The sequence below is a fragment of the Terrimonas pollutisoli genome, assembly GCF_029360765.1.
Classification (GTDB): Bacteria; Bacteroidota; Bacteroidia; order Chitinophagales; family Chitinophagaceae; genus Terrimonas_B; species Terrimonas_B pollutisoli.
In genome coordinates this window covers 59,037-79,484 of record NZ_JARKNA010000005.1, presented here as the reverse complement: position 1 = coordinate 79,484, position 20,448 = coordinate 59,037, and the positions used below count along the sequence as shown (strand labels likewise).

General features: G+C 41.8%; 25 protein-coding genes. 18 read left to right on the top strand and 7 right to left on the bottom strand.

Annotated features, from left to right (window positions below):
• The first annotated feature begins 3 nt into the window (after positions 1 to 3).
• From P2W73_RS10910 to gloA2, 5 genes are all read left to right on the top strand, one after another.
• Positions 4 to 531, top strand: a complete 528-nt coding sequence (locus P2W73_RS10910; RefSeq protein ID WP_276502069.1) for a 2'-5' RNA ligase family protein — start codon at positions 4 to 6, stop codon at positions 529 to 531.
• 106 nt (positions 532 to 637) lie between these two features.
• Positions 638 to 1,126 carry a DUF2059 domain-containing protein gene (locus P2W73_RS10905; protein ID WP_276502068.1) on the top strand — a complete coding sequence of 163 codons (489 nt, stop codon included), beginning with the start codon at positions 638 to 640 and terminating at the stop codon, positions 1,124 to 1,126.
• A gap of 66 nt (positions 1,127 to 1,192) precedes the next feature.
• Positions 1,193 to 1,801, top strand: coding sequence for a hypothetical protein (locus P2W73_RS10900; protein WP_276502067.1), 609 nt, complete (start codon positions 1,193 to 1,195; stop codon positions 1,799 to 1,801).
• A gap of 58 nt (positions 1,802 to 1,859) precedes the next feature.
• On the top strand, positions 1,860 to 2,378 hold the full coding sequence (locus tag P2W73_RS10895; protein ID WP_276502066.1) for a hypothetical protein: 519 nt from the start codon (positions 1,860 to 1,862) through the stop codon (positions 2,376 to 2,378).
• A 384-nt stretch (positions 2,379 to 2,762) separates the two neighbouring features.
• The gene (gene gloA2, locus P2W73_RS10890; protein ID WP_276502065.1) at positions 2,763 to 3,146 is read left to right on the top strand and encodes an SMU1112c/YaeR family gloxylase I-like metalloprotein; all 384 of its coding nucleotides are present in this window, start codon (positions 2,763 to 2,765) and stop codon (positions 3,144 to 3,146) included.
• A gap of 47 nt (positions 3,147 to 3,193) precedes the next feature.
• Here gloA2 and P2W73_RS10885 read toward each other — a convergent pair whose 3' ends face one another.
• Positions 3,194 to 3,898: a 5'-methylthioadenosine/S-adenosylhomocysteine nucleosidase family protein gene (locus P2W73_RS10885; RefSeq protein WP_276502064.1), complete on the bottom strand. Its 705-nt coding sequence runs from the start codon at positions 3,896 to 3,898 to the stop codon at positions 3,194 to 3,196.
• A gap of 58 nt (positions 3,899 to 3,956) precedes the next feature.
• Here P2W73_RS10885 and P2W73_RS10880 point away from each other — a divergent pair, with 58 nt between their 5' ends.
• The 3 genes from P2W73_RS10880 to P2W73_RS10870 all read left to right on the top strand — a co-directional run bounded on the left by P2W73_RS10880 (position 3,957) and on the right by P2W73_RS10870 (position 5,026).
• On the top strand, positions 3,957 to 4,367 hold the full coding sequence (locus tag P2W73_RS10880) for an ester cyclase (RefSeq protein WP_276502063.1): 411 nt from the start codon (positions 3,957 to 3,959) through the stop codon (positions 4,365 to 4,367).
• Between the two features lie 92 nt (positions 4,368 to 4,459).
• Positions 4,460 to 4,624 carry a dihydrofolate reductase family protein gene (locus P2W73_RS10875; protein ID WP_276502062.1) on the top strand — a complete coding sequence of 55 codons (165 nt, stop codon included), beginning with the start codon at positions 4,460 to 4,462 and terminating at the stop codon, positions 4,622 to 4,624.
• A gap of 9 nt (positions 4,625 to 4,633) precedes the next feature.
• Complete coding sequence (locus tag P2W73_RS10870) at positions 4,634 to 5,026, top strand: dihydrofolate reductase family protein (RefSeq protein ID WP_276502061.1); 393 nt, start codon at positions 4,634 to 4,636, stop codon at positions 5,024 to 5,026.
• 6 nt (positions 5,027 to 5,032) lie between these two features.
• Here the strand turns inward: P2W73_RS10870 and P2W73_RS10865 are convergent, their stop codons facing one another.
• Positions 5,033 to 5,488 (bottom strand): hypothetical protein, encoded by a 456-nt coding sequence (locus tag P2W73_RS10865; RefSeq protein ID WP_276502060.1) that lies wholly within the window; start codon positions 5,486 to 5,488, stop codon positions 5,033 to 5,035.
• 295 nt (positions 5,489 to 5,783) lie between these two features.
• Here P2W73_RS10865 and P2W73_RS10860 point away from each other — a divergent pair, with 295 nt between their 5' ends.
• The 6 genes from P2W73_RS10860 to P2W73_RS10835 all read left to right on the top strand — a co-directional run bounded on the left by P2W73_RS10860 (position 5,784) and on the right by P2W73_RS10835 (position 10,311).
• Positions 5,784 to 6,017, top strand: coding sequence for a hypothetical protein (locus P2W73_RS10860; RefSeq protein WP_276502059.1), 234 nt, complete (start codon positions 5,784 to 5,786; stop codon positions 6,015 to 6,017).
• 339 nt (positions 6,018 to 6,356) lie between these two features.
• Positions 6,357 to 7,268: a PLP-dependent cysteine synthase family protein gene (locus P2W73_RS10855; RefSeq protein ID WP_276502058.1), complete on the top strand. Its 912-nt coding sequence runs from the start codon at positions 6,357 to 6,359 to the stop codon at positions 7,266 to 7,268.
• A 295-nt stretch (positions 7,269 to 7,563) separates the two neighbouring features.
• Positions 7,564 to 8,037 carry a carboxymuconolactone decarboxylase family protein gene (locus P2W73_RS10850; protein ID WP_276502057.1) on the top strand — a complete coding sequence of 158 codons (474 nt, stop codon included), beginning with the start codon at positions 7,564 to 7,566 and terminating at the stop codon, positions 8,035 to 8,037.
• An 89-nt stretch (positions 8,038 to 8,126) separates the two neighbouring features.
• Complete coding sequence (locus tag P2W73_RS10845) at positions 8,127 to 8,468, top strand: YciI family protein (protein WP_276502056.1); 342 nt, start codon at positions 8,127 to 8,129, stop codon at positions 8,466 to 8,468.
• An 89-nt stretch (positions 8,469 to 8,557) separates the two neighbouring features.
• The gene (locus tag P2W73_RS10840; RefSeq protein ID WP_276502055.1) at positions 8,558 to 9,790 is read left to right on the top strand and encodes an RNA polymerase sigma factor; all 1,233 of its coding nucleotides are present in this window, start codon (positions 8,558 to 8,560) and stop codon (positions 9,788 to 9,790) included.
• 107 nt (positions 9,791 to 9,897) lie between these two features.
• On the top strand, positions 9,898 to 10,311 hold the full coding sequence (locus P2W73_RS10835; protein ID WP_276502054.1) for an iron chaperone: 414 nt from the start codon (positions 9,898 to 9,900) through the stop codon (positions 10,309 to 10,311).
• Between the two features lie 41 nt (positions 10,312 to 10,352).
• Here the strand turns inward: P2W73_RS10835 and P2W73_RS10830 are convergent, their stop codons facing one another.
• Positions 10,353 to 10,814: a hypothetical protein gene (locus P2W73_RS10830; RefSeq protein WP_276502053.1), complete on the bottom strand. Its 462-nt coding sequence runs from the start codon at positions 10,812 to 10,814 to the stop codon at positions 10,353 to 10,355.
• Between the two features lie 167 nt (positions 10,815 to 10,981).
• The gene (locus tag P2W73_RS10825; protein ID WP_276502052.1) at positions 10,982 to 11,458 is read right to left on the bottom strand and encodes a YybH family protein; all 477 of its coding nucleotides are present in this window, start codon (positions 11,456 to 11,458) and stop codon (positions 10,982 to 10,984) included.
• A 265-nt stretch (positions 11,459 to 11,723) separates the two neighbouring features.
• On the opposite strand from P2W73_RS10825, the gene P2W73_RS10820 reads away from it, so the two are divergent.
• The 3 genes from P2W73_RS10820 to P2W73_RS10810 all read left to right on the top strand — a co-directional run bounded on the left by P2W73_RS10820 (position 11,724) and on the right by P2W73_RS10810 (position 14,476).
• Positions 11,724 to 13,331 (top strand): OmpA family protein, encoded by a 1,608-nt coding sequence (locus P2W73_RS10820; protein ID WP_276502051.1) that lies wholly within the window; start codon positions 11,724 to 11,726, stop codon positions 13,329 to 13,331.
• A 48-nt stretch (positions 13,332 to 13,379) separates the two neighbouring features.
• A complete protein-coding gene (locus tag P2W73_RS10815) occupies positions 13,380 to 13,916 on the top strand; it encodes a hypothetical protein (RefSeq protein WP_276502050.1) in 537 nt (178 codons plus the stop codon).
• Between the two features lie 146 nt (positions 13,917 to 14,062).
• The gene (locus P2W73_RS10810; protein WP_276502049.1) at positions 14,063 to 14,476 is read left to right on the top strand and encodes a hypothetical protein; all 414 of its coding nucleotides are present in this window, start codon (positions 14,063 to 14,065) and stop codon (positions 14,474 to 14,476) included.
• A gap of 70 nt (positions 14,477 to 14,546) precedes the next feature.
• Here P2W73_RS10810 and P2W73_RS10805 read toward each other — a convergent pair whose 3' ends face one another.
• From P2W73_RS10805 to P2W73_RS10795, 3 genes are all read right to left on the bottom strand, one after another.
• Positions 14,547 to 15,152, bottom strand: coding sequence for a DinB family protein (locus P2W73_RS10805; RefSeq protein WP_276502048.1), 606 nt, complete (start codon positions 15,150 to 15,152; stop codon positions 14,547 to 14,549).
• A gap of 181 nt (positions 15,153 to 15,333) precedes the next feature.
• Complete coding sequence (locus P2W73_RS10800) at positions 15,334 to 16,551, bottom strand: fasciclin domain-containing protein (RefSeq protein ID WP_276502047.1); 1,218 nt, start codon at positions 16,549 to 16,551, stop codon at positions 15,334 to 15,336.
• 38 nt (positions 16,552 to 16,589) lie between these two features.
• Positions 16,590 to 19,268 carry a TonB-dependent receptor gene (locus P2W73_RS10795; protein ID WP_276502046.1) on the bottom strand — a complete coding sequence of 893 codons (2,679 nt, stop codon included), beginning with the start codon at positions 19,266 to 19,268 and terminating at the stop codon, positions 16,590 to 16,592.
• Positions 19,269 to 19,414: 146 nt separating this feature from the next.
• Between P2W73_RS10795 and P2W73_RS10790 the strand changes: the two genes are divergently transcribed.
• Entirely contained in the window at positions 19,415 to 20,344 is a 930-nt protein-coding gene (locus P2W73_RS10790; protein WP_276502045.1) for a phosphoribosylaminoimidazolesuccinocarboxamide synthase, read from the top strand.
• Positions 20,345 to 20,448 lie beyond the last annotated feature (104 nt).

Here is a 20,448-nt window from a genome sequence, read left to right as displayed (position 1 = left end):
ACAATGATTATCCGCAGGCAACTAACCTTATTCGTCAACGAAACTGAAGCCGTGACTATCGAGACTATTCGCAGTCAATACAATCCCATACAACGGGAATTGATAGACTGCCATGTCACACTCTGCCGGGAAGACGAATTGTTGGATATGGACCAGGTTTTGAAAAACCTTCTAACGCTCAAAGAAAAGGCAATAACCATTTATTTTGGACCGGTGACACGTTTTGACAATGGCAGGGGTGTATTACTACCAGCCACCAATGACAACAAGGAATTTCATCATCTCAGGAAGCAGGTCTTAAAAGGATTGAATGACAACCCGAGACCACAGCAACCGCATATCACCCTGATGCATCCCAGGAATTCCACCTGTACCGACGAAATTTTTGCAGCCATCAGCGAAATTAAGTTACCGGTTCAACTCCACTTCACCACCCTTTCATTGATTGAGCAAGTTGATGGCGGCAGATGGAAAACCTTACAGGTAGTTGCTTTGCCTGGGTATAATTCCTTTTTTACTGAGGGGAAATGATAAAAAATAATAATACCAAAAACAGGCGATGAGTTACTTGAAAAACCGATAGCTCTGATATACATTTATGGCCGGGTGTATATATCCTGCCAAAATCAATTAGCTTATGAACAAAATTTTCGCCGCACTTGTATTATTTATCTCTGTCTGCTTTTGCAGCCATGCACAAAGCAAAAAGGAATCGATTAAAACATTATTTGAACTTATGCAGCAGGATTCGCTGATGCATAAAAGCTTTGACGCAATAACGTCATCCATTGTTACCAGCATGACTGCGCAATTCAAAGGAGATACAACCATTCAAAGCAAAATGGCCGCTGTATTTAAAAAAAGCATGGAGTCTTCCAAAAAAATAGCCATGAAGCTGCTCAATGAGGATATGGTGGAGATCTATGATAAATACTTTACACAGCAGGAAATCGATGATTACATTGAATTTTATAAAACCAAATCCGGCCAAAAGATGATACAGACCATTCCCGATATCCAGAAAGACATTATGTCTGCTATGTCAGCCAAATATACGCCTGCCTTGCAGGAAGAAATTATGAAAGGGTTTGATCAAATCGTCAAAGAAGCTTCAATGCAAAAATAACCCGGTAATGTGCAGCAGTTCCCTGCACTCCCATCCATTTGACCACCTGATTCAAAAAAATCAAAAATGAAACTTGTACTTATTTTTATTTTCGTCTTTTTTACCCTGGCAGCGAACAGCCAGGAAGACTATATACTGCAATTAAATGACACTACGCTGAACGTGGCACTTGACAAACCCTACCATCTTGTGGTGAAGGGGAAAAAAATAGCCTTCAGACTTATTCAAAAAGACACTCTGACTTATAGCAACAACCTATATAGTTTCTTTTATCCAAAAGGCTTTAAGATTTCCAATGTTTCGGTTGACGAAGGAATAGAACAAATTTCCCTATTGACAGCGGAGGGTTCCGGCTTATTGATTCAAAATTATGAATCGATGAACCCCTCGACACTAAACGAATTCATGTTAAACGAGGTTACGAAGGAAAGCATTAGTTATGGCTTTGAAGAAAAACGAACCAGTTATAAAAAGATTTTAAGATCCGGGCAGGAGTTGGTAGTGACAAAAGCAGTACTCCGGTACAAGGATGAAGTTAATATCTATGAAATAGCTTCGATTGGCAGGAAAGATTCCGGCTTAATGATCGTTACCATGCGCATGGATGAAGTGGAAGGAAGCCAGGGCCAAAAAATTATTGATATGATGTGGAAGTCATTACAACTAAAGTGGTGATGAATTCCGCTTGCACTAAACCATATCGTCAGGTAAAAACATAAACCCGCCAACCAATATGTCACCCAAAAGTTTATTTCTTATTATTTTAAAAGTCTTCGGCCTTTTCTTTATTAAAGATTTTTTAGCCACTATTCCACAGGTATTGGCAGCCTTTTTATATTTGACCAACCCTGATTTGAGAACAGAAGCAATCTGGATGATCCTTTCAACCCTGGCTACGCTGACCGTTTATTGGTTTGTTTGCTATTATTTAATATTTAGATCAGAACAGATCATCGAGGTCCTAAACCTGGATAAGGGATTCTCACAGGATACTTTTTCCTTTAACATACACCGGTCAACTGTTTTAAGCATTTCAATTATACTTGTCGGTGGATTGCTTATTGTTTTTGAAATACCAAATTTTTGCAAGCAATTGTTTGGATATTTCCAGGAGACAAGATTAACCGGCGGACAAACGAATCCTACATTAATGTACACCGCTTTTTCCGGGATCAAAATCGTGATAGGTCTGTTCCTCATAGTAGGGCAACGGCAAATTGTGAACTTTATTGAGCTTAGGAGAAAGAATTGAGGTACTGGTAAATGCAGAGGTTAATCTTAGTTAAAAGCCCATTATGGAAGATAAAAAAACTCTATTTCAAGCATTTTCTGATACCAGGCTTATGGAAGTTGTAAAATGAAAAAGTCAAAAGTTCTGATCAATAAATAACGTGCCTTGCTTGTTTTACCGGCAATATTTAAAATGTTTGCCAGCCTCCGGTTGAGACTTACGATGCTATACTAATTGTTCTTGTATCACAAGCCGCAATAGCTCAAAAAATGGATTCTTTAACTATAACAAAACAGAGATAAAAATCTTTTTGAATGAAACAAGGTGATACAGGCTAGCTAAAGAGTTTGGGTTGTATGTATGATCTATAAAGGGTTAACAAAAACAAACTTCAATTTGCAACTTATGCTAAGCAACATTCATCATATCGCCATCATTTGCTCAGACTATGAAGCATCTAAAAGATTTTATATTGATGCACTGGGTTTAACGGTCATCAACGAAACTTACAGGGATGAAAGAGCTTCCTACAAACTTGACCTTGCATTAAACGGAAACTATATCATCGAATTATTCTCCTTCCCTGATCCGCCGAAACGGCTATCAAGACCCGAGGCAACGGGCCTTCGCCACCTGGCATTTGAGGTGGATAATTTAGAACCCGTCATCTCTTGTCTTCAAAAGCATCATGTTGAAGTGGAGCCTATCCGTACTGACGAGATCACCAATAAACGTTTTACGTTCACCACTGATCCCGACAATTTGCCTATAGAATTTTATGAGAAGTAGACATTGTTGATTAATACCATCATTTGTCAGACTCCTCCCTATTTGTTTTACCTGTTCGGAAACAAGATTTGTTTAAACGCCTTTGCTGTCAGGTGAACCTGCACCGTCCAGTCTTCCGCAGCTGAACCATCGGCGCCGTCCGAAATATATTTGAGACAGAGAAAGGGAATTTTTTCTTTCATTGCTATCAATGCTAATGGATAAGCTTCCATGTCCAGGATATTATAATCGGCAGATGAATGCTCCATCTGAAAACTGTCACCCGTGCCGCAGATCCCTTGCTGCAATCCATCCATCTCCAATCCATATTTAAGCACAGGCGGGATACCCGACAGCGGTGTTTCGTACATGGCGAAACCCAACCCTCTTACATCCATATCACGCTGGATAAAGCGGGTGCAGCAAACCACCTCTCCCCGCTTAAAAACATTGCTGCCTGCCGAGCCCTGGTTGATGATCAGGTCCGGTCTTTGTGTATGCAGATGTTTGGTGAGTGCATACGCTGCGTTCACTTTACCGATGCCGGTGATCAGCTTATTGCAGCCATCAAACTCACCTGCTTCTTCCGATTCCAGCGCAAATACAAACAAAGCGTTTTTGAGGGATGATTCCGTTAATTGAAATTGATTAATCATGTCCCGCAAATGTAGTGTGCCCTGTTTCAACGGGCAAATGAGCTTTATCATACCGAAAAGGGAAATGACCGATGCATCAGGCTGCGCTACATTATCAGCAACTCCTGTCACCGCCATGTCTACCGGATTCCGTCAATTGTTCTACCTTCAGCTACTAATCTTAAATAAACCTTTTATGCCTGCCAAAAATTCAACCCTCACCTATCGCTGGATGGAAGAAGTCTGGAACAATGGTCGTGAAGAGGCTATTGATGAAATGATGGAAGCCGATGCTATCGTTCATGGCATTGAAGACATCAGAGAAAACGGGACCAATGGCTTCAAAGCATTTTTCCGCAATTTTCGAAACCAGTTTCCACAAATTCATGTCAATGTGGAAGAAGTAGTGGCACAGGATGATTATGAAACGGGCCGCTGCTCTGTAGATGCTACTACTGCTAATGGACAGCCTGTACATTTCACGGGTATGACCTGTGTTCGTATCAACAATGGCAAGATCGCAGAAGGCTGGAACAATTTTGATTTTCTCAGCATGTACCAGCAGTTAGGATTTAGGATGGTATCCGCCAATGAACTAACCGCCTGATCAGTCTTTGCTTAATTGAATAATCCAATGCAATAGTAGTATTGCATCCATTAGCCTATTGCCTGAACTGTCAATAAAGTTTGCCCAATGCCATGAGAAAACTTATCGCTTCCATCAATATGACCCTCGATGGGTTTTGTGATCATACCGCTATGATCGCCGATGTGGAGTTACATGAAAATGCCAATGAACTGTTGAAGAATACCGATACGATCTTATTTGGCCGGGTCACGTACCAATTGATGGAAAGTTCATGACCGGCGATCGTGCAGCACCCTACGGGGGTCTCATCTGTGGATGAGTTTGCAGTGCTGATCGACAATGTACCCAATCTGGTATTCTCTCATACGCTAAAAACAGTAAGCTGGAAAAATACCAGGCTGGTTAATGGCGACATGAAAGAAGAAGTGACACAACTAAAACAACAACCCGGAAAAAACTTATTAGTAGGAAGCCCCAGCCTTATTGCCGGCATGATGCAATGGGGATTGATTGATGAATTCCGGTTTTGTGTTCAACCCATCGTATTGGGAAAGGGTTTGCCCCTTTTTAAAAACATTGCTGAGCGTATTGATTTAAAATCATTAAAAGCAACGCCTCACCTGTCCAGTGCAATCCCCCTTTTTTATGAACCAGTAAGCCCGGCCTGTAAAAGTTGAATGGCTTTACAATTTAATATACAGTGATGCCCGCCCACTAAATCCGCGGTTGAAAATATAAAGCGGTTCAATGGCAAATGCTTTTTGTCCTGAAGGAAACAAAAATTTGGAAGACAAGAAAGGTTGCATGCTGCTGGCATCACCCATGACATAACCGGCATTTAAAAAGCCCGAGAATTTATAATCTACCTGTACCAGCCGGTAACCCACATAACCAAAAATATTCAGCATGTTGGATTTTTCTGTGATCTCTTCTGTGCCGCTTTTTACAGTAGTAGTGACAGGTGTTGAATAGGCTACTCCCATGCCGGCCGTAAAACCTATATTGGTGAAATAAGCCACTTCTGCTGAAGCCGATTTGGGCAGGATATACGACAAGCCGATAGCGGTGTGATTTTCGCATTCAAACTGGGCATTCGCCAAACAGGGTAAGACAAGTAATATAAGTACAAGTTTTTTCATGGTACCGGATTTGCCTTATAACAAGAATAGTCTTCGCTTTAGTATGCAGGCTTCAAAAATTGAGCCTTATCATCAGCTTAACATCGTATTTATTCATCAGCCTTCGTATTTATCCGGTTTTTGATACGGCAGTTTACCTGCCCTTCACCATTTCACCCTGCTTTCTTCTGTATTATGTAGATTTTTTTGCTCAATAGCACAGGGTTCCCGGTGAAAAGACAGCGATATCACAGCGGACCGTACTGGAACCATTTTTGGGTTACAACCGGTGATCATTTAAACAAAATCAATTATTATGTTCAAACGCAAAATCACCGGATTGAAACAGGCTTATACAAAACTGATACTGGCTATCATGCTGAGTATAACGGGAGCCCTGGCATTTGCGCAGGACAAGGGCCTGGATGTTGATATTAATGTGAAAAAGGAAACCGAATGGTACCAGCAACCCTGGGTATGGATTGTAGGCGCTGCTGTTTTTATTTTGTTATTGGTAGCCATTCTTCGTAGCGGCACCAGCAAAGAATAATTATTATTAACGAGCGTTACCTCAACACAGTAAGGCTCGTTTGTTTTCCGATAAACATCCTGTCACTTTACTAATTGGCAGTTTCAGTAATTTTTCCGTTCAATCTCTTACAGGGTTTGACTCAAAAACAGCAAGCGACAAGTGGGCGATGCATCTCTTTGGCATTACGTCCTTATTTTTCCTGCATTTCTATTATCCAGTTGCAGCTGATAACAGATGCCATCTGCCGGAAAATTTAACAATCGCTATCCCGGAAATAGAGTGTTATTAAAAATCTTCGTACAAAAGAGACATCACCCGTATCTTTCGAATATGACATTTTAGTTCAATCAAAATAACATGAAAGCAATTGGCAACACACCACTGATAAAACTGGAACGACTATCGGAGCCGGGTTGTGCGGACATATTTGTAAAATATGAAGGTGCTAATGCTACGGGCAGCATGAAGGACCGCATGGCGCTGTCTATGATTGAAGGCGCAGAAAAAAGAGGCCGGCTGAAACCGGGTGGCACCGTTGTCGAGTACACGGGCGGCAGTACCGGCAGTAGTTTGGCAATGGTATGCGCCAATAAAGGCTATAAAGCACATTTTGTGACGTCGGATGCCTTTGCCGAAGAAAAGTTGCAAACGATGCGGGCCTTTGGAGCCGAACTGGAAATCATTTTTAGTGAAAATAAAATGATAACGGCGAAGCTGATTGATACGCTAAAGCAGCGGGCAAAAGAATTAAGTACTAATCCCAATACTTTCTGGACGGATCAGTTTAATAATGTTGACAATCGCAATGCCTATCATAAAATGGCGAGAGAGATCATTGGAGCAATGGGCAACCGGATCGATGAATTTGTCACCGGTGTTGGAACGGGTGGTTGTTTTTCGGGTAATGCTGAAATTTTCAAAAATGAAATTCCCGGCATTCGTTGTATCCCGATCGAGCCATTGCATGTGCGGTCGTTGTCGGGTGGCGATGTATCGGGCAAGCATAAACTTGAAGGTATCGGTGCAGGCTTTGTACCTTCTATCTGCAGGCTCGACCTGGCCGATGAAATAATGGCGGTGTCCGACGAGAATGCCATGCACACAGCAAGAGAGTTAGCAAGAAAGGAAGGAATATTTGGCGGCACTACTTCCGGCGCCAATGTATGGGCCGCTATTCAACGGGCAAGGATCATTGGTGCGGGAAAAAGAATTGTGACGGTCGTGATTGATTCGGGATTAAAATATCTGCGAGGCGAGTTGTACAGGTGAGAAAATTTTGGAGTAAGATTATTTGTAAAAATCCTGTTTTGATAATTCCGGATGCGTGACTATTTTTCAAATGGCATTGAATTATTTTGCGAAAAGCCCGGTAGCATTGGTCTTACCGGAAGAAAATTATTCGAATATGCCAAAAGCATTGGTTTGCATAAAAATTATTCTGTAAGAAGCTCTGAGCATCGCTGACTCGCCTTCAAAAAAAAAAATTTCCCCTTCCTGTCCAATTTGTCCAATCTCAGTCATTATTGAAGTGTAACCCAAACATTCAATAATAAAATACAACAAAATGGAACAGAGAATCAATCTATTCGAAAAAGGACAAGCCGCTTTGAAAGCAATGTATGGACTGGGCGGCTATTTGGCAAAATCGTCACTGGACAAAGGACTGTTGAACTTGATTTACTTCAGGGTATCACAGATCAATGGTTGTGCCATGTGCCTGGATATGCATTCGAAAGACCTGCGGGCAAAAGGAGAAACCGAGCAACGCCTGTATATGCTGGACGCCTGGCGTGAAGCACCGATGTATACTGAGCAGGAACGTGCAGCGCTGGCCTGGGCCGAGGCAGTTACAAAATTGCACGAAGGTCATGTATCGGATAAAGTGTATGCCATAGCCAGCGAACAGTTTACAGAGGAAGAACTGATCGAACTCACGATGGCGGTTGTAACAATAAATAGCTACAATCGCATTAATATTGCGTTTCGAACACCGGCTGGTGATTATCAGCCGGGGCAATATGCAGCGAAATCAAATTAAGTTGCAACAAAATTTTAAATAAAAATTTTTTATCACGGCCTGTTCAACTATTGGCGGCCAATTTTTGACAAGCTATAAATTATTTACATATGAAAGAGTTTATGTTATTATTCCGACAGCCAAACTATGATTATAGCAAGGCTACATCCGAAAAAATGCAGGCCCTTGGAAAAAAATGGCAGGACTGGGCTGGTGGCATCGCCGCGCAGGGGAAAATGGTCAGCAATGGCAACCGGTTGTCGATGGAAGGCAAAGTGCTGAAAGCAGGTGGTGTTATCACCGATGGGCCATTTGTAGAAACAAGAGAAATACTGGGCAGCTTTATTGTTGTAAAAGCGAATAGCCTGGAAGAAGCCACTACCCTTGCGCACGGATGCCCTGCTATTGATGAAGGCGGCAGCGTAGAGATCCGGCCAGTCTATGGAAGTTAAACGAAAACAAGAATCAGTTTGCTTGTTCTATTGCGACGAACGCCGATAGGACAAACAAACTGATCTACTTTGCCAAGCCCAAAATGATAATGAAAGAAGAACATTTATCGCTCAAACACCTGTTCCAACAGGAGTTTTCAAAAATGGTGGCTGTAATCAGCAAGCTGTTTGGTCTGCAGCATATTGAAATAGCAGAGGATATTGTCAGCGAAACTTTTTTGCAGGCAACGGAAACCTGGGATGCCAAAGGCATTCCGGCCAACCCTACCGCCTGGCTCTATGCAGTGGCAAAACAAAAAACATTGTATCACTTTCGGCGAAATAAAATTTTTGAAACAAAAATTGTCCCTGCCCTGGTGTCGCAGGAGGAAAAAGAGATAGCCGCTATCGAACCTGATTTTTCCATGCAAAACATTAAAGACAGCCAGTTGCAAATGCTTTTTGCCATTTGTGATCCCGCCATTGCCAGCGAAGCACAGATCGGTTTGGCATTGCGTATCCTTTGCGGTTTTGATATCGATGAAATTGCTGACGCCTTTTTATCCAATAAGGAAGCGATCAATAAAAGACTCTTCAGGGCTAAAGAAAAATTGCGGACTGAAAAAGTGCAGTTAGAAATGCCGCCTGCCAATGAAATACCCGGGCGACTCGACAATGTGTTACATATTATTTATCTCTTGTTCAGCGAAGGTTACTATTCTAAAACGCAAAACGAGGTGCTTCGCCAGGAGCTTTGTATTGAAGCGCTGCGATTGGGAATATTATTAACTGATTATGAAACGACCAACCTGCCGAAGACAAATGCATTGATTGCCCTGATGTGTTTTCATGCTTCCCGTTTCAATGCCCGCCAGGCAAATGATCAATCGCTGATCTTGTATGATCAGCAGGATGAAACGCTATGGGACCAATCAATGATCAGCCAGGGTATCCATTTCCTTGACCGCTCATTAGAAGGAAATGAAATAAGCTCTTATCACCTGGAAGCGAGGATTGCGTATTGGCATTGCATCAAAGACGATGACCAGGAAAAATGGGAGGAAATTCTGCAATTGTATAATCAATTGCTGATGGTAAATTATTCACCGGGTGTAGCCCTGAACAGGACCTATGCTTTGTATAAAGTGTACGGCGCCCAATCAGCGTTGATCGAGGCTGAAAAACTTAAGCTGGAAAACAACCATTTTTATTTTGTGCTGCTTGGCGAATTGTATAAAATCATCGACAAAACAAAGGCGAAAGATCATTTTCAAAAAGCCTATATACTGGCAAAAACCGATGCGGAGAAAATACTGATCCATGAAAAAATGGAAACACTCTGATTGTATTTATCCATCATTGGCTGTCGTAAATCACCCTTTTTTTGTCGCCCTGCACATTTTATAGTTGCTGAGTAATGATGTAAGTTCATATCCTAAAACTGACAACCATGGCAGCCCCGACAAAAGCTTCGGCTAAAGCTAAAAAAGCAGCAAAGAAGAACACCCCGGTTGCTCCAAAATTTAAAACCGTACAGGAATACATAGCAGCCTTGCCTGCGGCAACAAAAGGGCTAATGAAAGATATCCGGCAAACGATCCGGCAAATAGCGCCAACCGCTGAAGAAGTGATCAGCTACAACATGCCCGCTTTTAAACTGGATGGCAAAGGCCTTATATGTTATGCGGCCTGGAAGGAACACATCAGCTTATACCCCAGGACAAGACTCATGGAAGCAGCGATTAAGGAATTGGTCAACTATGAAGGTGCCAAGGGTACCATCAAATTTCCTTTAACTCAACCGATGCCTTTTGATATGATCCGAAAGATTATAAAATTCCGGATGCAGGAAATAAAAAAATAAAAATAAGCTAATCAGTAAGGAATTCCACTTCGGGCTTAACATCAATTATGGCTACCGGAACCTACTCTTTCATAATCGGCCCGGTGACCGGCGTCAATGGCATAGCAACCAGCGACGATACTTAATTTGTTGCCGGTAATTTGGAAAAACTGTTTTTCACTGGTTCTATCATTGTCATAAATGATCCGGTTGGCAAACTGCCCGGCGGGAAATACCAGGCACACACTGGTTTCAACATCCGGGTCAGGGACAATGTTGTATTCTCCCTGTTTTACTACCTGTCCTCCATCATAGATAGAATAGCGGGTCTCTGTAAGCTTTATTATTTTACCATTGCCAGGCGGATAATTTCCTACCAACGGATTCATGGCTGCCGAGGTTTGGCGCAGTTCCCATTCGCCAACCAGGGAGTCAGTAACTTCAACTTTACTGCCGGACTTATTGCAACTGAATGTGAAAGTAGTGAGGCAAGCGATGCCTAATAATTTAAGTGTATATTTCATACCGTCCTGACATCCGGTTTACAGGTAACGTTGCAAAAAGAAAAGCAAATTTTCGTTGTGATTGTATTGTTTGAATTTATAGGTATCATACTCACACCGGGGTGATGGTCAAACCTCGGTGTGAATGCTACTGCTAATGGAGAAAGAAAACATTGACAGAATTAAATTCAATCCTTCCGGTTGCTGCTAAACGAATCGCGGTACATTTTCCAACCCTTTGCTGTTTTCTTCCAGAGCACCAGGAATTTTCCATCATCAAACAGCTTATTGCTGGCATCGTAGGATTGCCACAATCCCTCCTCTGTTACAAAACCATCGCCACTACCGTAGACATTGGTGGTAATAAATTTTCCATTTCTCAATCCTATTTTATGATAAGCCAATCGAAAAAATTCAAGCGGTGCATCAGGTCCGCACATTGCTGGTGCACCAGGCGCCATGATACAGCAGTCTTCCGCATAGCGTTCGATAAAAATGGAGGAGTCTCCTTTTGCAAACGATTGAAAATAGATCGAATTACTTTCTTCAATAGCTCTCTTAGCTTCTTCAAGGTTACTGTTTTGTTGCGCTGAACTATTGCCGCAGCCCGCAAATAAATAAGATGAAGCGACTAAGAGCAGGCAAATAGAAAGGTTTTGTTTCATTTAATTTGAATTTATTGTTATAAAGCAAAACTAAATGCGCTTTCCATGCCTGAATTGTACAAAACGGAACAAATGAACAGATCAAAAATTTTCAACTGTCCGGGTAAGCGATGGGCGTGATATTTCTCAACTTAATTTGTTGCGGTTAGTTTAAGAAACACTAAGGGGCGGTTTATTAATGCATCGTAAAATCACAAGTAGTTTTTCGATATTATCCTGTATTGATTTCTGTTAATTTACACCCGCTTTACCAAAATCCACTGCCTTGAAAAAAGCCACTCTCTTTTTTATCCTATTCATTTGGATAATAGTCGCCATTGCACAGCCTTCGCAGGACACATCGGGTCCATTGATAGCTCAAAAAGAAAATATTATTAAAGCAGAAACGATTATCAAGATCGAAAACCTGGGGCCAAAAGTAAATACACAATACCCGGAACTAAGACCAACTGTATCTGCTGACGGTAATATTCTCTTCTTCATCTGTGAAAATCATCCACAGAATACCAAGTACAATTCCATCCGCAATTCGCAGGATATCTGGTATGCCGTACGGGATAGTTTTGGTAAATGGAGCGAAGCCTATCATATGGAATATCCATTAAACACCTATTTCTACAACGCGGTGTTTTGGATATCGCCTGATAATAACCGCATTCTTATCCGCAATGCTTTTATTGATGGTGATTATATGGGCAACGGTGTAAGCATGAGTTACCTCGATAAAGATGGCTATTGGAGCAAACCTGAAGCATTGCGCATCAAAAACTACCAAAAGTATGACAGGGGCCGGCAGAACGGAGCTACTATGGCACATGATGGCAAGACTTTGTTGCTGTATATGACCGAGGAGAAAAATGGTGTGAACAATGATATCTATGTTAGCTTTTTACAAAAAGATAAATACTGGACAGAACCTAAATCACTTGGCAAGAAAATAAACCTGCCGAAGAGTGATGAAATGACGCCCTATCTCGCGGCAGATGGTGTAACACTCTACTTCAGTAGCGACCGACCCGGTGGACAAGGCGATAATGATATTTGGATGAGTAAACGCCTCGATAGTACCTGGCAAAAATGGAGTGACCCCGTCAATCTCGGTGCTCCTATCAACACCCCTGAATGGGATGCCTTCTTTACTTTGGACGCAGGTGGTGAATATGCTTATCTCACCAATAGTACCGACACTTATGGCGAAAGTGATATTGTAAGGGTAAAATTGCTGGAGCGGGAGAAACCAGATCCGGTTGTATTGGTTAGTGGCAACGTGTATAATAAAAAAACAAACGAACCGCTCAGTGCCTCGTTGCTCTACGAAACATTGCCGGATGGAGAAGAAGTTGGTAATGCTATTTCCAATCCCGATGACGGTGCTTTTAAGATCGTATTACCTTATGACAAAAATTATGTGATCAGGGCTACTGCAGATAAATTTTTTGCTCAATCGGAGAACCTGAATCTTGATTCCCTCGTAAAGGCTGGATATAAAGAAATACATAAAGATCTCTATTTGGTACCCATCGAAATTGGCCAGGTAGTGAGATTAAATAATGTATTCTTTGATTTTGACAAATGGGATCTGCGTGCCGAATCACATTTGGAGCTAAACCGCGTGGTAAAACTATTAGAAGAAAATCCTGCGATAGAAATAGAAATGAGTGCCCATACCGATAGCTATGGCTCGGACGAATACAATTTCAAGCTAAGTGATAACAGGGCCAGGTCAGTGATGGAATATATTTTATCAAAAGGTATATCGCCTAACCGCATCCGTTCACAAGGCTATGGTGAAACAAAGCCCGTAGCACTTAATGACACACCGGAGAACAGGCAACTGAACCGGAGAGTAGAGTTTACGATCCTGAAAAATTAAAACTACTTTTTAAAAATCGACATAACCACCAATAAAATCCAATAAAAAATGAAACCGTCCATTTTCGGACCCTTGCTTGTCCTGCTTATCGTCTTTTCGTCCTGCTCCAAATTTGCCTACGACGACGGCCCTGCATATGGTGAAGGGCTTAATACCTGGACTTTTTATGATGGTAACCGTTACTATTCGGGCAATATAGCTGTGAGTGCAGTACTTGATACCACCCTACAGGCAAACAATACTTATACTTTGGCAATGACCGGTACAGAAAGAATAACAGGTCAATTGTTCACGACAGCTTTAGCCCTTGCTGATTTAAATTTTACCGTGAAGTCATACCAATCAGGCGTCAATGGATCTGATCATACCACGGCCATGTATTTTTCAGCATCGGCAGCCAGCAGGCAAAGCATCTACTCATCAACAAACAATGATCCGGGAGCTGTAATGATGTACAGGATCACCCACTATGACGTAGTAAGAGATGTTGTTACGATTTCGTTTAGTGGTAATGTGCATGACGAACTGGGTAATATGGTTAACATATCACGGGGGAAGATCACCGTGCATATAACCCGGCAGTAAGGCTTTGTTTATTTTATATAAGAAATGCCCGGCCATGAAAATTGCCGGGCATTTCTTTTTTGCGGGAAATTGAGCTTTGGCAATGTGCATAGTTTTATTTGCCGCGTGCTATCAAATAAATTAAATTTATAGTAAATAAAAATCGGATGAAAAAGGTTTTTACTTATTCAACGATTTCCGTCTTCACCCTCGTAGTACTTCTCTCCTGCTCAAAAAACGTAAAAGAAAGCCTGGCAGAGCCGGCTTCACTCAATCCCGACAAGGTAATCAATGCAAAAGTTGCTCCTGGTGAAACTTATGTATTGAATGTTGCCAACACCGGCGGGGTCAACATTTACAAACAGGCATCCCACTATTCATTAAGCCAGACAGGGACGAATGAAAATGGAACATTAATTTATCAATACATCCCTGCAAAAGGCTTTACAGGTGCGGACAAAGTGTTGTTACTTCATACCGATGAAACAAATTTGTCCGCCGGCTACAATGGGTGCAATTACAATAACAATGAAATGAGCAGTCGTACTACACTTATTGCAGTTAACCTAACCGTGCAATAATCAGCCATGGAGAGCACCAGGAAAAAGCCCCGGCAGTGCTGCCAGGGCTTTTATCTTTTCGGTGGGCGTTTTAATTATTTGGAAAATTCGGATCAGCTTTTACTTCGTTTATTTGTTGCATGTGCCGGTTGCTGTGAGCGGCAATAAACAGGATCATTTGATAACAGTCAAGACTGCCAAATGGCAAAGTGGCAACATGGTTTCGCAAGTCTTCAGATGTGCCTTTGGTATAATCAATCAGCTTGCTGCGGTTGTCTTTAAAAGAAGCAATGGCTTCCTCCATTGTTTTATAAGAGGTATTCTGTGGTTCAAACGGTGGAAAGGTTTTGATTTTGGTTGACCGGTCTTCTATTTTCGTTTTCACCTGCTCATCTGTCATTTTGATATCAGCTCTTTTTTCAGGATTGGCAGCTTGTTTTAATGTGCCACTCGTCATTTGCCAGAGCGCAATTTCTGTCGCTGCAATATGCTTCATGCAATCTTCTACACTCCATCTATCCTCTGCCGGTTTGAATTTAAGCTGGGCTTCGCTTAATCCCTTTACCGACTCCAAAACTCCTTTTTCCGTTTCTTTTAAAAATTTGATCGCTGATTTCTTTTCTTTTTTTGAAACACCTTCTGCAGTAGTAAATGAAAGAGTGATTGCTGCAACAAGCAGGAACAGTAACTTTTTCATGGCGAATAATTTTGGTTTAATGAAATGAGACAATGCATTAAGCGGACAATTGCATGGTAAAAGTTACTTAAAATAAAACGTCGGGTAAATTATTTTTAGATGAAGTACTGTCAGCAGGTGATAATATTAAAAAGCAGGCAGCCAAAACGACTACCTGCTTTGTTTCTTTTGACTAAAATATTTATTGGGGTAGTAAAACCTTATCTATTATATGAAAGACACCATTTACGGCATTGCGATCTTTACCGACAACGTTCGCCGTATAACTAAATGGTGCACCGCCTGGCGGAAAACTTCCATAACTCGAGAACGTGAGACCCGATACCACAGGTCCGGTAAACGTTGATTGGGCCACTACTCCGGGATGGACTGCTACCGATCCGTTTATTAAAGTTTTGAAAGCGGTAGGTGTCGAACTGAAGTTGATGGAAAAAGCTCTGTACTTAGGTTCATATGCTCCTTTGGAATTAGGGGCCGCAAGAAAATGGTAAGCTAATATTGCCCTGATGTCAGCGGTAGTGATATTGTTTGTACTTAGAAAAGCTGGGCCTGCCGCCACAGCGTCGGTAGCCATTGCATTGGCTGTGACAGGATCACTCGTTGCCGCCAACACCTTCCCATACACTAATCCATATATCAGAGTCCTGAAAGCGTCATCATTAGGAACCAGCACCGTCATATTGACTACCGGGTACTTTAGTAGAGAGTCAAACCTGGATAAACCTGTGGACCCGCTATCAGCTCTTGCTATAGCTGCTTTGTAGTATGTCAGGTCTGCAACCCTGTATATGGTATCCGCTAATACCCTGGTCGGCGGAGCGACTATCGCCAATGTTTTATGAATAATGCCATTCGCAACAGCAATGTCTGCCTGCGTAACTGGAATATTGTTCACTACAAGCCCGATCGCAATTTTTCCGGGAAATAGTGGCATTCTCAATCCGGGTGGTAAGGTAGCCGAAGGTGGTTGTATTACAAGTGCACTTTGCAGGTAAAGATTTTGGCTGGGATTCGCCGGTGTAATGGATGCGGCAGTATACTTCTGTCCGCCGACCAGGTTATAGTTGATAATAGCGTTCCATTGAGCCGCTGGCAAAAACTTAATCGCATTAGTATCGGCAAATCCAGATAATTGAAAAGCCGCGTTGTCTGGGGCAAAAAAAGTAAATATTGCAGATTTATCGGCTAAAAGATTATTTAATCCTGCCCGGTTGATCGCAAACTTCAGCAAACTAAAGTTTGCATCGCCAGATATGGTTTCAGCAATAGAAGAGCCACTCGGTGGCGTAGGCGTAATCGGTGTTGCCTCTGGCAAATCTTTATTGCAGGCTGTGAAAAGCAGTACGGTTACGCTTAACAGGATGATGAACCGCAACCAGTTATTTATAAATCGTTTCATGTGTTAGTTTTTTTGAGTTTTTTTCGCCATTTCGAGGCTTACAGGTTATAACCATAGCTTATATAGTAAAGCCCGCCGATTGATGGATTACCTACCGAAGTACGATAGTATTGATTCAGCAGGTTGCTGGCGCCAATTTTAAAAGTGGATTTGATCTCCGGTTTTCTATAGCTGAATTGTGCATCCACGGTGTGATAGGCAGGTACATCACCGCTGGCGAAATCATTCTCATAAAAGAATTTATCCTGCCACCTCCACGATACATTAAAACCTAAACGATTTTGACGACCAAACCCGCTATTACTTAAAGACACATTCGTTCGATATTTTGGTGTATTTAAGGATGTAAGAAATTTATCAGGCACATCTCCTAAATCGTCAGATGAAATATTTGCTGATATAGAAAAATTCTTTGGCAAAATATAGTCTAAGCCAAGACCCCAACCGGACGCTTTTACTTTGCTTGGAGAATTTATTACAATTGAAAATCCACGCTGGTTAGCGGTACCAGGATTTTGTACCACATCGCGACGTGACAGAAAATCTTTGTATTCGCTGAAGTAGTAATAAGCATCCACTAATAATTTTTGACCCAGCAATGTCTTGTACCCAATTTCATAAGACTGAACACTTTCAGGCTTGAACTCTACATAAGGTACTACCTGCAGTGTTGTTGGATCATAAACAGGATTGTTGATCATGTTATACTTATCCCACAAAAACTTTACACCTCCTAATAGTCGGCCTGTCACCACGTCAAGATCGATCCATTGTTGCTGTGTAGAAGCAAAACGGTAAGCAGTCTGGTAAGAAAGACGGATGTTGTGATCTTTCGCCGGTTTGATGAGTGCAGTAAATCTGGGTGTAAACCGACCATCTGAAAAAGTTTCATTCTTATCGTAACGCCCCGAAGCAGTCAGCTTAAGCACATCTTTTACGATTTCTTTGGACACCTGTATATATCCACCAAATTCATCTATCTTGATTGGTTCAGCCTCCTTTGCAAATAATGTTCCTTCACTTTTAAGCACATACTGTTTCCAGTTGCCACCCACGATCACTTCGGCAACTTTAATGACGTCAGTGAAGTTGTATTGACCCTCTACCATGTATAGGTCCGTACGATCAAGGAACAAGCCGCCTTGTGGAATTGGCTTTTTGCGGGTCGCATCCCACAATTGTTGGAAAGCAGCCGACCCGGCTACAGGACGACCCTGGTCAGCAACTGAACGGGCAATATTGTGCGCATCTAACTCATTGCGGCCCCCCATTTTTGCATTTACGTATGCAAAACCATATTGCTGAAACCATGTGGCGTCCGCTTTCCAGCCATCATTAAATCTAACTGCATTAAATGTGAGGTTATGAGCGCCACCGGCATTTTCCTGGGTAGTATAACCACGGATAAACCAATTTTTATGATTCAATTCGAGTTTGTATTGACCCATTTTCAAATCACGAAGTGAGTAACGCTGGCTACCGGTATACACTGTATTTCCTGTACCCCAATAGCCACTCAGACTGGCTTCAATGGCATCAGTCAACTTATAATGTAAGGCACCTGAAAGTTTATACACCAAAGTATTGGGATTAACTACATCCTTTTCAGTATAACCTGTACGGGAAACAGGTATATTAGCTGGAAGTGAATTAATATAATCAGCCCAGAATGGAACGGCTTGCGCTATCGGAAGTAACACTCTTTGTTTCAAATTAATTGAAACCTCATCTCCATAAACATTCACGCCGTCATAATTGGGATCCGTTTCACGGGTACCATCTGCTATTACACCAGTGGAACCGGAACGTTTATAATTTCTATAATCGTCGCCCTGCCAGTCTTTGGCCTGGATCAACTCGGTACCGATTTTGAAAGCGAATTTCTTTCCTATCTGTTCAGCCCACCGAAGGCTCCAGTTGTAGTACGGTGAAAGATCTCTTTGACGACCATCCGTGTGCATGATGCCTTGCTTGATTTGAAAGCTTAGCCCTTTATACTTGAAAGGATTTTTTCCATTAATCAATAATGTTCCGTTCATGCCACCAGGCCCATACAAAGCCGAAGAGGCACCGGGAAGCAATTCCATATTATCAACATCCAGCTCTGTTAAACCAATCACCATGCCCACGGCAAAGTTTAACCCCGGTGCCTGGTTATCCATACCATTTACAACCTGGTTGAAACGTGTATTACCGCTACCTGAAAAACCACGGGTAGTAGGTGTAGCGTAAGTGAGCGAAGAGTAAATGACATTTACACCTTTAAGTTTATTTACAATATCATAATAGTTGGCGGTGGCATTATTCCGGATAGCTGCGGCGCCTACCCTTTCAATTGATACGGGTGACTCTAAAATTCTTTCCGGTGTACGGGAAGCTGATACCACCACTTCCTGGCCGAGGGTGGATGCAGGAGTTAAAGCAATTTCAACCGGTGCGTCAGCATTGCTGACTGTTATTTCCTGTGCTTCAAAACCTCCTACAGAAGTTATAACCAGTGTAACCGGTATTTTATCAACGGCTAATTTAAATGCACCGTTTTCATTTGTGTAGGTACCGGATGATGTTCCTTTTACAACAACTGATACGGAAGGGATAGGTTCTTTTGAGACGCTATTGCGAATAGTACCGGAGATGGTAACCGATTGAGCGAAGCCAGCAACAGCAAGAAGATGTACCACTAAAAGAGCAATCAATAAGCGGCGGTTTTTTCTCATATATGGCATTTTTAGTTTGGAATTATCAGTAAAATAAGAATTGTGTTGTTCATCCAAAAATTAATTTTAAGTAAAAAAGGAGAAATTGTTAAAATCTTCGAAACTCCTTTATTGGGTGTAATTTCGCACCTCCTTAATTTCGACCAATGAATCATTTTTCATTTCCAAATCAAACAGCTTTCTATAGCGGTAAAGTTCGTGACGTTTATACGATCGGTGATAAATTAGTGATGATTGCCTCCGACCGTATCTCTGCTTTTGACGTAATACTTCCAAGACCCATACCATTTAAAGGACAAGTGTTAAATCAAATCGCTGCATACATGTTAAAAGCCACAGAAGATATCTGCCCGAACTGGCTTGAATCAGTGCCGGCGCCCAATGCTTCTATAGGTAAGAAATGTGTGCCTTTTAAGATCGAAATGGTAGTAAGAGGAAACCTTACCGGTCATGCCTGGCGAACTTATGATAGTGGTAAACAGGAGCTATGTGGTGCTACAATGCCAAATGGTATGAAGGAAAATGATTATTTCCCTTCTCCGATTATCACTCCTTCAACAAAAGCAGAACAGGGGCATGATGAAGATATTTCACCAGCCGCAATCATTGAAAAAGGTTTAGCGACCGAACAGGAATGGAAAATTCTACGGGAATACACTTTGCAGTTATTTGAAAGAGGAAAAGAGATTGCAGCAAAGCAAGGTTTGATACTGGTAGATACGAAATATGAATTTGGAAAAATTGGTAATACGATTTACCTGATTGACGAGATTCATACACCTGACAGCTCCCGCTATTTCTATGCCGATGGATTCGAAGAGAGACAAGCGAAAGGCGAACGGCAAAAACAATTAAGCAAAGAGTTTGTGCGGGAATGGCTGATCGCCAATAATTTTATGGGTAAAGAAGGACAGACAGTTCCTGTGATGAGCGATGAGTGGGTAAGCACTATATCACAGCGTTATATCGAACTATATGAAAAAGTGATCGGTAAAAAATTTGCGCCTGAGCCTTTATCTGAAGCGGAAACATATGAACGCATTATTGCTGCTTTGAATAGTCTTGCATCTTCCTGAGAAAACATAGCAAGAACAACGATTAGCAGGATTTTTGGACACTAGTAGGAGGTTACGCAGTTAACAATTTATGGAAAGAGCAGCAAAGTATGTTGCTCTTTTTT